Raw genomic sequence first — 13,197 nt, 5'->3', positions numbered from 1 at the left:
TCGCCGCCGGTCAGAACAGAAAGTCGTTCGCGTCCAGATCGGCGAGGCTGACATTGCGCAGCAGGATGGATGTGCCGTCGCCGGTGTCGATCACGACGTCGCCGCCCGCCTGGGTCGCGGCGCCTGCGCTGGCGGAGGCGAGATCGAGATCGGCCAGGCCCGTCAGGCCGGTGACGCCAGCGAGGTCGATCTTTTCGAAATCGTTCAACGCGTCGAAATCCGCAATCGTGTCGGTGCCGTGGCCGTCAGCGAAAACGAACGTGTCGGCGTTGAAATCGCCGAACATCAGGTCGTTGCCGGCCCCGCCATCGACGCGATCGAAGCCGGCGCCTGCGCCGATCCGGTCATCGCCGCCACCGGCCTCGATCACATCGTTGCCGATCTGGCCATAGAAGGTCGTTGCGTCGGCGCCGCCCTGAAGCGTGTCGTCGCCGGTGCCACCGAACTGGCCGCCAAAACCGTCGAAATCCTGAAGCAGGTCGTCGCCGTCGCCGCCGAAGAGCCGGTCGAACCCCGCGCCGCCGATCAGCGTGTCGGCGCCATCGCCGCCGAAGACGTTATCGGCCTGGGCCCCGCCGTAGATCAGGTCGTTGCCGGCATTGCCCAGCAAATTGTCAAAGCCAAGCTCGCCATGGATTTCGTCGTCTCCATCGCCGCCCTCGACTCCGTCGACGGTGGCCCCATAGTTGCTGCCCGCGCGGATAAGGTCGTTGCCGTCGCCGCCGAACAACCGGTCGGGGCCGTCGCCGCCAAGCAGGGTGTCATCATTCAGCCCGCCGTCGAGGAAGTCGAAGCCGTCGCCACCCTCGAGGTGGTCGTCGCCGAAGCCGCCCGAAAGTTGGTCGGCGTTGGCACCGCCGATCAGCGTATCGGCGCCGTAGCCGCCGCTCAGAATATCGAAGCCCGCGCCGCCTTCGAGGCTGTCATTGCCGTATTCGCCGTCGAGGTCGTCGTTCCCGGCGCCGCCGCGCAGCGTGTCGTTGTCGTAGCCGCCGTGAAGGGTATCGTCGCCGTCGAAACCTTGGATCAGGTCGTTGCCGCTATGGCCGGACACGGCATCACGGCCGTCGGTCAGGGTGAGGGTGTCGTTGCCCGACAGCAAGAGGGTGAAGGCCTCCAGGTCGCTCCGGCCTTCGAGGATCCGCAGGTCGTCTTCGGTGAACCCGGGAGCGAAATCCAGTTGCACAAGTCGCGTGTTCGCCCCGTCGACGATCGACACCGAATAGACCGGATCGCCAGAGTACGAACTGGAGGCCGTGAACGCCCCATCGAAAAGCAGGATCACGCCATCGCGGCTTTGGTTGAAGCTGGTGTCGCCGGTCACGTAGGTCGGCCCCGACGCGTTGCGTGCGAGGATACCCATGTACCAGAAATTATCGTCGCTGAGACTGAGAAGATCGACCCCGAGAGAGGAGCCGGGGCGCAGAAAACCTGTGACGTCGACCATTGCAAGCACCGTGTAACCGAGACTTCGAGTGCCGTACGGGGTGTGCCCGTGAATTGCAACCTTAATGAGACGAAAAAGCCATTCTGCCGGTGGGCATGACGCGGCCGCGTGCAGAGGGTCTGGCGGGTGGCGTGCCGAGGCTATTGCGTCTTGGGGCGAAACCCACTTAAGCAATGCGAGACGCGCCGCGCGCGCGGCGCCAACCGATGGAGACATGATGATCCACGATACGCCGGGTCTGATCGAGGCCGTTCGCGACCGGTTCGCCCATGTGGACCGCTGCCCGTTTCAGGGCGAGCGGATTTTCTTTGAGAATGCGGGCGGGGCGCTTACGCTGAAAAAAGTGGTGGAGACATCCGGGTTTTATGCCGCGATCCCGGACAACCCGGGCCGGGCGAACCCGGCAGGGCAGGGAACGCAGGCTGTCATCGACAAGGCGAAGGCGGATCTTGGGGTGCTCATGAACGCCTCTTCGGGGCAGTTCTTTGCCGGCGAAAGCGGGACCGAGCTGCTGTTTCGGATGATCCGGACGGCCTGTGTCAACGCGCCCAAGGGCGCGAAGGTGATCGGGTCGTCGATCGAACATCCTGCGTCGCGCAGCGCGGCGCGGCGCTGGGCCGAGGTGGCGGGGCTCGATTATGTCGAGGTGCCGCATGACGACGCGTTGGGCTTGGTTACGGCGGAGGCCTATGCCGAACGGACGACGCCCGATGTGGCGGTGGCGACCATCGTGCATGCCTCGCCGGTGACGGGGATGGGCATGGACGTGGCGGCGATTTCATCCGCGATCCGGGACGTGGCGCCGGAGGCGGTGATCATCGTCGACGGTATCCAGCATGCGGCGCATGGGCAGATGGATATCGACAGCTATCACGCCGATGGCTATGCGATTTCGCCCTACAAGGTGTTTTCGCGCCACGGCTACGGCATTGGGTGGATTTCTGACCGGCTGAGCCGGATGCCGCATGACCGGCTGATCGGGGCGCCAGAGGACGCGTGGGAGATGGGCACGCGCGACGCGGGGTCCTATGCCACGGTGTCGGACGTAGTGGACTATTTCGACTGGCTGGGCGGCGAGGTGTCGGACGAGACCGACCGGCGTCGCAGGATCGAGGCGGCGGGGCAGGCCATTCGCGCCTATGAGACGCATCTGACGGATGCGATGATCAACGGCACGGGCAACCTGCCCGGGCTGCGCGACATGGATCACATCAGCATTTTGGGCGGCGCGGACAACCCGGCGCGCGAGGGGCTGGTTTCGGTGGTGGTCGCGGGTGTGCCGTCGGCGGAGGTGGTCGAGCGGCTGAACGCGCAGGGCATCCGCACGCACATCCGCAAGGACGATCATTACAGTGGCAATGTTCTGAAACCGCTGGGGCTGCCCGACTGCATCCGGATTTCGATGTGCCATTACAACACCGAAGCCGAGGTGGCGCGGTTGCTGACGGCGCTGCACGAGATGGATGGTAGTCAGAGCGGATAGCCGAAGGTTGCGACGGTCTGCCAGATATCGAGATTGAGCTGCCGCAGGCGGTCGATCGAGGCGTCGATCCGCGCGACCTCCTGCGTGTCCGCGACCTCCTGCTTGCCGACAAGGATGCGGTCCTTTCGGTCGGCGATGCGCATCATGATCGTGTTGAGCGGCCCGCCATCGGGGCCGAAGGAATAGATGCAGTGGTTGTACTTGTTACGCAGGGTGGCCTCCTTGCGGAACCGCGCGGTCAGCGACAGCACCGCGTCGCGCTGCTCGGCCGGGGTATGGGCCAGCTTGGCCAGCCTGTCGACAAGGTCAAGCCGGGCGCTGGTGGTGTTGAGGGTCAGGAAGATGACCATCGCCACGTCTTTGTCTGTGTCGGCCAGCCCGGCGATCAGGTGGATCAGCAGGCTTTCGGTGTTGGTCCAGTTGAAGTTGAGTTGCCCGACGCGCAGGAACATGTCGCGCAGCGCCTCTTCGCGCGGCGGGCATCCGGCATCAGAGCTTCGAGGTTGCATAAAGGATCGCCGCTTCGGTGCGGTTGTGAACGCCCAGTTTGGAAATGATGTGGTGGATATGCAGCTTGACGGTGTTTTCCGACAGTCCCAATTGCGCTGCTATCACCTTGTTCTGACGGCCACGGGCGACGTGTTCAAGCACCTCGATCTCGCGGACGGTCAGGCGGTCCAGGGCCGAGGTGTGCGTGGGCTGGCGCGGTGCCGGTTCAGGCGTTTTCGCCTCGCCGGCCTGGGGCGCCGTTTCGGTCACCGACATTGTCGCCGTGGTCAGCAGTTCCGGCGTAACGTAGGAATGGCCCGACACGCACAGCTTGAGCATCGAAATCCAGGAATCGAAGCTGATGTGCATGGGAAAGAAGCTTGAAACGATGCTCGGGTAGAGCGAACTGGTGACCAGCGGCCGGCTTATGTCCGGGTCGTTGTAGGCACAGGCCATTTTCAAGCTGGCTTGGCTGCAGACCCAGGCCGCGAGGTTGGTATCCAGTTTCCTGACCGCGCATTGATCGAGCACGACAAGACGGAGACGCTCGCGCCACGAAGGCAAGGTATCGACCAGTTGATCGACGGAATCAAAACGCTTGATGGCCGTTCTGTCTATCTCGGCCTCGGTAACCCGGCATAGCCGATCAGAGAAACTCTGGTTCGTTGAAACCAGGGCTATGACCGAATGTGTCTTGCGTTCCAAGTTCAATAACTCTTTCGCACGCACATCGCGTGGCTCAGAAAAATGCTGCATGACAGTGCTCCCCAGCGTTGTCAGCTTGCGTAATGCTATTTTCGACTTCTTATAAAACTTGAAAGTAATACAATTTAGAAACGAGGGTGAGGATACCACCATTACCCTGAAGGGACAAATTTTTATGCAAAAGTGCGCTCTGGTATAGATCATTCGGTTTATTTTTGGCTGAAGGTATAGACCGTTCGGCTAGCTCCGGAGGGTGAAGGACTAATCTGAATGGCGAGCGGGATGTCGTCGAAATAGCCGGATTGGACGAATCGGCTTCACCTTAAGTATCTGAAAAAAATAAATATTGTCGTGCGTCTATCTGGGTTAATCAAGATTAACGGGTATTTTTGACGTCCGATTCCCCCTCATCTTCACTTGGCACGACACCGTGCAGTCAGGATCGGGGGGCTCATTTAAAGCTGACGGACAGGGCCGGACGGGATGCCCGCAAGTGTGGCACCGCATCTGCACCGAGCGCCATTGTTCGCGACTGGAGACTGCCCCCTGAAGAAAGGACAGGGTGAGAACCAGGACATTTCATTTTGCATCAAGCGGGACGTCCAAGATCGAGATTTCGTCGCGGAAGCCCAAAATTTCACATTCAGAACAGATCAATCGCATCCGGCTGCATGTCACTTGTTAGAGAGCGGTGACCATCGGATGCTCCACTCGGAGAAAATCCAATGAGTAAGAAAAACCAATATCTTTTCGGTCTTCAGGGCCAGGGTCAGCTTCAGGGCCAAGGTCAAGGCCAACTGCAGGGTCAAGCCCAAGGCCAAGGCCAGGGCCAGGATCAGCACCAGTCAAGCCACAATGAGAATGTGAACCTCAGTGGTAATGGCAATGGCAACCTGAACGGCAATGGCAACGGCAATGCCAATGGCAATGGCAACCTGAACGGCAACGGCAATGCCAACGGGAATCACAATGGCAATGGCAACGCCAATGGCAACGCGAACGGCAACGCCAACGGCAATTTGAACGCCAACGGCAATTACAACCATAACGACGCGACCAACAGCGCCACCAACACGGCGACGAATACGGCGACCAATACCAGCCGGACAGATGTTGACGTCACGGTTGATGTCGGGCTGGACGGCCTGCCGTCAGACGATGATTTCGCCGATTTCGACCTGGCAGGTGGCAGCTCGACCGGCGACATCATGATGGCCGCGCATGGTGGGACGCTGACCAACAGCCCTGGCCAGGGCAACGACATCAGCCTGAAAGATGTGCTGGAAGATGCGCTGAACGGTGAGGGCAACGACGCCGGAACCATCATTGCTCAGTCCGCGACGCTGACGGACAATGACAGGGTCGACAACGCGCAGGTCCAGAACAACGCCAACTGGCAGCAGAATGGCAGCGCAACCGGCGGGACGGCCACGTCCGATGAAGGCATAGAAACCCAGCCGACCGGTGGCAGTGGCGGTTCTGGTGCGCTTTCGGCCGGCGGATGGGGCGGTGATTCCGCTTCGCTTGGCGGCCTTGCGGTCGCTGGCGGCGGTCATGGTGGCCATGGCGGGCTTTCCGCGAGCCTTGGCGGTGACGGCGGTGACGGCAGCGGCTCTGGCACCGGCCTTGGCGGCCTGGGCGTTGGTCTGGGTGTCGGTAGCGAAGGCGAGAATTCCAGTACGACCGGGGCCGGTGGTGCCGGTGACGGTGGTGATGGTGCCGAAGGCGGTGATGGTGCCGAAGGCGGCGATGGCGGCGACGGTGCCGCTGCGGCCGCAGGTGCTGCAGCCGCAGATGCGGCCGCAGCTGGCGGCGGCGGTCTTGGTGGCTTCGCAGCCGACGCTGCTGCCGCAGCCGACGCAGCCGCAGCAGCCGCGGCCGCGGAAGCGGGTGACGGTGGCATCGGTGGCAATGGCGCCCAAGGCGGTGCCGGTGACGGCGGTGACGGCGGAGACAGCGGCGACACCGGAGATGCCATCGGCGGTGCTGGCCTGGGTCTTGGTGCTGGCATGGGTCAGGGCATCGGCCTTGGCCTGGCTGCTGGCGGAGACGGCGGCATGGCTGCGGCGCGCGCAGGTGGCGGCGGTGACGGCTATGGCGGACAGGCCATGGGCGGATATGCCGAGTCGACTGGCGGCGCCGGAGCGGCGGCAGGCCGAGCCATGAACGGCGATGGCGGCATGGCCGGCCACGGCGGCCACTGGGGCTCGAACAACGGCGATGATGGCTTCGTCACCGGCATGAGCGAGGCGCAGGCGTCGGCGGTTGTCGATACCTCGGCGTTCAACCAGAGCATCGTTCAGGGTGCAAACATCCTGGGCAACACGGTCGACATGACCGTGGTCGGCGGTTCGCTGACCTCGACGCTGGTGGGCGAAGACGACACCGTCTAAGGCCCCGGCCGAACATTGAAAACGACCTGCGCGGTGCGCATCGCGCAGGTTACATTTAAAACCAGAAAAGTAGGTCTGGTCTTCGATCTCTGACGAGTAGGAAGAACAAATGGCCTTTGATTTTACAACCGAAGCAATTGCCCATTTCATAGGGGCGTTCAACCAGATTATCGAAGAGGCCCGGCTGCGCACGGATCACGATCCGTTCGACAACGTCGGACCGGACTATGGTCCTGGAAACGGCCTTAACACGATCACGATCAACCTGTCGGCGCCGATGCAGCCCGAAGCAGTCGATACCGGCATTTCGTATCGCATTCAGTTGCTGCCGCTGCCAGAAGCCTTCACACCGGTTTCGGTTTTCATTCAGACCGGCGTCGGCACCGGCATGCCGTTCCCGATAGGCGGTGACCCGGTCGGACAGCAGTCGGTGCCGGGGGTGGCGCCTTTCGGATTTTCGGCGCAGCTTCAAGTGGCGCCGCCCCCGCCGCCGCCCTCTTATGCGACGGTGGTCTATCAGCACAACTTGCTGATGGATAGTGACAGGATCACGAGCCCGGATGCCGGGGAGGTGCTGCCGCAGGAGGCGGCTCTGGAGGCGCTCAACTGGCTTGCGGCAGAGGGCGCGGTGCTCGGCGGGCCCGACATTCCCGAGGTTCCGGATACCGGGGCGGATATCGCGGTGACGGCATATGAGGTTCACGCAGCTGTCACCGGCTTTGCCCCCGAAGCCCCCGAAGAGGCGCAGGTGGTGGTGCATGCCGGCGCGGATGCTGCGGGTATTCATGTGAACGGCGAAAAGAGCGACGCGGCGCCGGATCTGACCGAGGTATTGCCGGTTCTGCCCGAGGAGGATGACGACGAAGGGCCGGCTCATGACGTGATCGCGGGCGGCAATACGTTGGTCAACGAGGCATATGTGTCCTTCTCGCTGGCCGAGGCGCCGCTCATCGCCGTGATGGGCGACAGCCTGTCACTGGCCAGTATCAGCCAGGTCAGCGTGATCAGCGACCTCGATACCGTGAACGGAATGCTGTGGGGCGCAGGCGGTGCGGACAACATCGTCGACAATGTCGCGTCACTCCTGACGATCAGCTCGGAACCGGAGAGCGATGAGGATTCGGGGGACGACGGCGGCGAAGAGGACGATGCGCAGGAGGATGAAGCGCCGTCCTTTCCGTCCATTGCTTCAGTGGTGCGGATTGACGGCGACGTGGTCAATTTCAACTACCTGCACCAGCAGAACGTCATGCAAGATGATGACGTGGTGAGCACCGAGCTGACCGCCTCGGAGACCTTTATCCAAAGCGGCGGGAACCTGGCGGTGAATGCCACCAGCCTGCTGGAACTGAGCTATATCTATGACCTGATCGTGGTGGGCGGCGACATCATCAATGTCAGCATCATCAACCAGATGAACGTGCTGCTGGACGACGATTTCATCACCTATCCCGAAGACGATGCCTGGGACGTGACCAGCAGCGGCAACGTGCTGTGGAACGAGGCCAGCATCAATTCGGTCGGTGCCGACAGCTATCACGAGATGTCGGACGGGTTCGCTGCGCTGGGCGACAGCCTCGAGGCGGGATCGGACGCGGTGCCGGGCAGCCTTCTGACCCACGAGGCATTCGAGGGGCAGGACGACGTGTTGAGCGTGCTTTACGTCTCAGGCGACTTGATCAGCCTTCAGGTCGTGGATCAGTTCAACATCCTGTCGGATGTCGACCAGCTGGACGTGGATGCGCAGGGCGACGCGGCTGCGGCGATCACCGGGGCGAACGCGCTGATCAACATCGCGGCGATCTCGGAATTCGGCATCGACTCGGAGATCCAGGTCGGCGGCGAGGTCTATTCCGACGCGCTGATGCACCAGGCCGGGCTGATCGTGCAGGAGGACAACCCGCTGCTGACGCAAGAGGGCGGGCTGGTGACCGAGGCGGTCGCCTTTTTGATGGATGACGTGGAGCAGCAGCCCAAGGACGGAGACACGGGATACAGCGGCTATGTCAGCGGAGACGATATGGGCGGAGATCCGATGGGAGGTCTGCTGGCATGAGCGGGAACATTTTACAAACGAGATATTGAAACATGGACAGTCATAATTCACGGGCCGCGCAGGGCGATCCTGCCACCACTCACGAAGAAGATCGCACCGAGGAGACAAAAGCTCTGAACTTGTCGCCCGACCTGCGCGTGCCCGATGAGGGGACGCCCGCCACCGGCGGGCCCGATCCCGCCCCCGAAACCGTTGACGCATCGCCCGCACCCGTGATCGATGCCGAAAGGGCGAACGACGTTTCGTCCGTGCGCAACGTCCCCAAAACGCCTCTCCCCAGTGGCGGTGCGGGCGGCGGCGCCAACGGCGGCGGGGGCGGGGAAGGCTTTCACAAGCGGTCCGGTCCGGTCGATTTCGGCCGCGACCTGAAACAGGGGCTTGCGGCCGTGCGCCGGAACCTCTCGGTTGTATTGGTGTTCAGCTTCGCCACGAACATTCTGATCCTGGCGATCCCGGTCTACCTCTTCCAGATTTCGGACCGCGTCCTGACCAGCCGGTCGGTGGACACGCTGATCATGCTGACCGGCGTCATTATCGGCGCGGTCGTTCTGCAAGCTTTCTTCGACGCGATGCGGCGCTTCGTGCTGATGCGCACGGCGGTCGAACTGGCCGCGCGGCTGGGCTCTTCGATCCTGAGTGCGGCGGCCCGGGCGGCGCTGGCCAGCAACGGGCGCGAGTACCAGACGCTGGGCGACCTGCAGCAACTGCGCGGCTTTCTGGTGTCGGGCACGCTGATGGCGTTTCTCGATGCACCGTTCGCACCGCTCTTCGTGCTGGCGATCTTTCTCATACATTTTCACCTCGGGCTGATCGTGGTGGGCACGGCGCTGCTGTTGCTGGTCATCGCGATGATCAATCAGCGGGCCACGTCGGGGCCGTTCACGGTGGCCAACCGGCACCAGAGCGCGGCCAACATGCATCTCGACTCCATGTCGCGGAACAGCCAGATCATCAACGCATTGGCGATGATCCCCGAGGCGGTGTCGATCTGGGGGCGCGACACGGCGGCATCACTGACCGCGCAGGTGCGGGCGCAGGACCGCAACATCACCTCGGCCGCGTTCTCGCGCGGGGTGCGGCTGTTGACGCAGGTGGCGATGCTGGGCTGGGGCGCGTATCTGGCCATCGACGGGCAGCTGACCGGCGGCATGGTGATCGCCGCATCGATCATCGCGGGCCGGGCGCTGGCCCCGATCGAAGGCGCGATCGAGGGGTGGAACCAATTCATCCTGTCGCGCGCGGCGTTTGGCCGGATTTCGGACCTGCTGAAAGCGTCGCCGCTGAACCATGACCGGCTGGTGCTGCCGCGGCCCGAAGGGCGGTTGGACGTGGAGCGCCTGCTTTACGTGCCCCAAGGCACCAAGAACGTGGTGTTGAACGGTATCAGCTTCAGCCTGGCGCCGGGATCTTCGCTGGCTGTGATCGGCAATTCGGGCGCGGGCAAGACCACGCTGGGCAAGATGCTGGTGGGGGCGCTGCTGCCGACCTCGGGCTGTGTTCGGCTGGACCTGATGGACCTGCGCAACTGGGACCAGCGGCAATTCGGCGAGAGCATCGGCTATCTGCCGCAGGACGTGCAGCTGTTTCCGGGCACCATCAAGGACAATATCGCGCGGATGCGGGACGATGCCACTGACGACCAGATCTATCACGCGGCACAACTGGCGGACGTGCACCAGATGATCGCCAACCTGCCGCATGGGTACGAGACGGTGGTGGCCGCCGATGGCGCGCCGTTGTCGGGTGGGCAGAAACAGCGGATCGCGCTGGCGCGGGCGTTCTTCGGCAATCCGCGGCTGCTGGTGCTGGACGAGCCGAACTCGAACCTGGACGTGGCGGGCGACCAGGCGCTGGCACGGGCGCTGCAGCATGCCAAGGCGCAGGGGATCACCGTGGTCGTGGTCACGCAGAAACCGTCGCTGCTGGCGCATGTGGACAAGATCATGGTGCTGGCGGGTGGCGCGGTTTCGATGATCGGCCCGCGCGAACACGTGATGCAGGCGCTGTCGGGCAACCCGCAACCCGCGCCGAACCCCGGGACCGGCCCGGCGGCGCCGCCAGCCGCGGCTGCACCGGCCTGACCCTAGTTTGAACGGAGGATTTCACTGTGAGCCGCATAAAAATGCAGACCTTACCCGTCGAGACACGCTGGTTCGCGGAGGTGCCGCGCTCGATCCGGCGTTTCACTTTTGTCGGCCTGACCGTAATGCTGACATCTTTCGGCGGGTTCGGGGCGTGGGCCTTCATGGCGCCACTGGCGGCGGCGGTGATCACCCAAGGATCGTTCGTGGCGGTAGGTAACAATCAGTTCGTGCAACACCTGGAAGGCGGGATCATTCAGGATATCCTGGTGTCCGAGGGCGAACGTGTCGCGCAGGGTCAGGCGATCATCCAGCTGGACAAGACCGCGGCGCAGGCCAAGCTGCGCGAGCTGTACCTGCGGCGGGCGCGGCTGGAAACGGTGGCCGCGCGGCTCTTGGCGGAATACAGCGGCGCCGACAGTTTCGAGGTTCCACCCTTCCTGATGGGGGGCGCAGACGACCCGGCGGTGCAGCAGATCCTGAGCAACCAGCGTCTGAACTTCGACTCCTCCAAGGCCAAGATCGCCAAGGATATCGGCCTATTGGAAAGCAACATGCTTGCGCTGAACAGCCGCAAGGAGGGGTTCCTTGCGCAGCAGGACGCGCTGGAGCAGCAGATCGCTTTCCTGAAGGAAGATATCGCCGCGCAATCCGCCCTGTTGGAAAAGGGGCTGACGCAGAAATCGCAATTGAACTCGCTTTACCGGGCGCAGGCCGACGGGCTGGGCCAGATCGGGCAGTTACAGGCGGAATTGCACGAGGTCGATGCCCTGCTGACCAAGCATGAGCAGCAGATCGAGCAGGTCGTGGTCGAGCACCGCAAGGCCGCGCTGGACGAGCTGCAATCGGCGGAAAACGAGTTGGACACGGTGCGCGAGAACTACAATCGCGCGCTGGAAGTGCATGCGCGGTCCTCGATCGTGTCGCCGGTGGCGGGGACGGTCGTGCGGATGACCTACAACACGCCGGGCGGGGTGATCGAGAGCGGCAAGACCATTGCCGAGATCCTGCCTGCCGATGCGCCGCTGATCATCGAGACCAAGCTGCCGCGCACCGATATCGACAGCGTCAAGATAGGCCAGCATGCGACCGTGCGGCTGGTGGCGCTGAACCAGCGCACGACGCCGGTGCTGAACGGGACGGTCTATTACGTATCGGCCGATGCGCTGCCCGACGAGTCCGAGCTGATGCCGCAGGAAGTGTACCTGGCGCGAGTGCGGATCCCGCCAGAGGAGATGGCGCGGGTGCGCAACTTTGCCCCCACGCCGGGGATGCCGGCGGAGGTGATGATCCAGACCGCGGAGCGGACGTTCTTTGAATATCTCAGCAAGCCGATCACGGATTCCATGTCGCGGGCGTTCCGCGAGCAATAATCCGGTGCGGCGGCGTTATGGGCCCGCGCGGCAATCGGGCGCTTCGACCGCGTGGCGTGCGGTGACGCGCCCGGTGAAGCGGTCGGTCTGCACCCGCAGGCAGATCCGGTCGCCGGGGGCAAGCAGCGGGGTCAGGCGGTTCGGGATAACCAGCGGGAAATGCCGTCCCGCGTCGGTGGTGGCGGTATAGGCAGGGCGGGTGCCGAAATCAGTCTCGATCTGGGTGATGCTGTCGATGCGGCCGGTCATGAAATCGACGCTGGCCGGGATACGGACGAAGAAGACGACCAGTAGGGCGAGGACGCTTAGAAAGAGCATAACCGCGCCCCACCAGGCCCGGCGGCCCAGCATGTCACGCCAGAGCGCAGCGGTGAGGCCGGGCGTTTTGCGTTTCTCGTCTGTCACTTAAAGCGTCCCGCCTTTGGCCTGACACATCAGATAACGGCGGGGCGCGCGCATCAATCAAGCCTTTCACTGCGCTTCGCCAAAAGCTGTGAGTCAGGTTTTTTGCGAAGCGCTTTAGGCAGGATTGCCAGTTTCCTTGCAGGGATCAAGCGCAAAGCCGCCCTTGGCGCGGGTCACGGCCCATGTCGCCGGGGGCAGGGTGCGGGCGCGACGGCGCGAAAGGGTCCAGCCCAGCCGCCCGGGCGTATGGGCGGGGGCCATGTGCCAGCGGCTTTCGACGCCGGGGGCGCCGCCCTCGCCGGGGGTGAGGATCAGGCCGAGGGGCGCGCCGGAGCCTTCGGCCGCGCCGGTTTCCGCCGCCAAGTGCAGGCGGCGGACCTGGGTGAGATTGGGCAGGTCCGGGAGTTCGGCCACCGCGAGGGGCACCGCGCCGGAGCGCAGCACTTCTTCGAGGCACCACAGCAGATCGATGGGTTGTCGCGGCGACAGGAAGGTGAAGCGTTCGGGACCCACCAGCGCCACCATGCCGTCGGGGTTAAGCCGGTCCGCGGCCCAGTCGGGGGCGATCCAGAACACCGGCCCTTGGGTGGCTGCGGTCACCAGCATCGCCGCCATGTGCCGCGCCGGCCCGCAAAACTCGTGCAGGCGAGCAGGCGTCAGGGCCATCTCGCCCAGCACGGTGAGCGAGGGCCGGGTGCGGTGGCTGCTGCGGCGGGTGAGCAGGGTGGTGTCCATGGCGTTCAGTGTAGTTTGTTCTTCCTTTGT

The 13,197-nt window shown here is 63.6% G+C and carries 10 protein-coding genes; 5 read left to right on the top strand and 5 right to left on the bottom strand.

What is annotated here, in order from left to right; genetic code table 11:
* Positions 1-10: 10 nt before the first annotated feature.
* A complete protein-coding gene (locus tag FIU86_RS23035) occupies positions 11-1,447 on the bottom strand; it encodes a calcium-binding protein (RefSeq protein WP_302848748.1) in 1,437 nt (478 codons plus the stop codon).
* Between the two features lie 217 nt (positions 1,448-1,664).
* Here FIU86_RS23035 and FIU86_RS13080 point away from each other — a divergent pair, with 217 nt between their 5' ends.
* On the top strand, positions 1,665-2,930 hold the full coding sequence (locus FIU86_RS13080; protein ID WP_152475483.1) for an aminotransferase class V-fold PLP-dependent enzyme: 1,266 nt from the start codon (positions 1,665-1,667) through the stop codon (positions 2,928-2,930).
* Here FIU86_RS13080 and FIU86_RS13075 read toward each other — a convergent pair.
* Both FIU86_RS13075 and FIU86_RS22815 read right to left on the bottom strand, forming a co-directional pair.
* Positions 2,918-3,439 (bottom strand): hypothetical protein, encoded by a 522-nt coding sequence (locus FIU86_RS13075; protein WP_172977501.1) that lies wholly within the window; start codon positions 3,437-3,439, stop codon positions 2,918-2,920. The genes FIU86_RS13080 and FIU86_RS13075 overlap by 13 nt on opposite strands.
* Entirely contained in the window at positions 3,420-4,175 is a 756-nt protein-coding gene (locus FIU86_RS22815; protein WP_254703835.1) for a response regulator transcription factor, read from the bottom strand. Before FIU86_RS22815 ends, FIU86_RS13075 begins: the two co-directional genes overlap by 20 nt.
* A gap of 674 nt (positions 4,176-4,849) precedes the next feature.
* Between FIU86_RS22815 and FIU86_RS13065 the strand changes: the two genes are divergently transcribed.
* From FIU86_RS13065 to FIU86_RS13050, 4 genes are all read left to right on the top strand, one after another.
* Positions 4,850-6,517 carry a hypothetical protein gene (locus FIU86_RS13065; RefSeq protein WP_152475482.1) on the top strand — a complete coding sequence of 556 codons (1,668 nt, stop codon included), beginning with the start codon at positions 4,850-4,852 and terminating at the stop codon, positions 6,515-6,517.
* A 109-nt stretch (positions 6,518-6,626) separates the two neighbouring features.
* Positions 6,627-8,573 (top strand): hypothetical protein, encoded by a 1,947-nt coding sequence (locus tag FIU86_RS13060; RefSeq protein ID WP_152475481.1) that lies wholly within the window; start codon positions 6,627-6,629, stop codon positions 8,571-8,573.
* 32 nt (positions 8,574-8,605) lie between these two features.
* Positions 8,606-10,654 carry a type I secretion system permease/ATPase gene (locus FIU86_RS13055; protein WP_152475480.1) on the top strand — a complete coding sequence of 683 codons (2,049 nt, stop codon included), beginning with the start codon at positions 8,606-8,608 and terminating at the stop codon, positions 10,652-10,654.
* Between the two features lie 26 nt (positions 10,655-10,680).
* Positions 10,681-12,027, top strand: a complete 1,347-nt coding sequence (locus FIU86_RS13050; protein ID WP_254703834.1) for an HlyD family type I secretion periplasmic adaptor subunit — start codon at positions 10,681-10,683, stop codon at positions 12,025-12,027.
* A 15-nt stretch (positions 12,028-12,042) separates the two neighbouring features.
* Here FIU86_RS13050 and FIU86_RS13045 read toward each other — a convergent pair whose 3' ends face one another.
* Positions 12,043-12,432 (bottom strand): hypothetical protein, encoded by a 390-nt coding sequence (locus FIU86_RS13045; protein ID WP_152475479.1) that lies wholly within the window; start codon positions 12,430-12,432, stop codon positions 12,043-12,045.
* A 114-nt stretch (positions 12,433-12,546) separates the two neighbouring features.
* Entirely contained in the window at positions 12,547-13,167 is a 621-nt protein-coding gene (locus FIU86_RS13040) for an ImuA family protein (protein WP_152475478.1), read from the bottom strand.
* Positions 13,168-13,197 lie beyond the last annotated feature (30 nt).

Origin of the sequence: Roseovarius sp. THAF9 (genome assembly GCF_009363715.1) — a bacterium.
Taxonomy (GTDB): domain Bacteria; phylum Pseudomonadota; class Alphaproteobacteria; order Rhodobacterales; family Rhodobacteraceae; genus Roseovarius.
The sequence above is the reverse complement of the archived record's forward strand: the minus strand, read 5'-3'. Positions and strand labels throughout refer to the sequence as shown.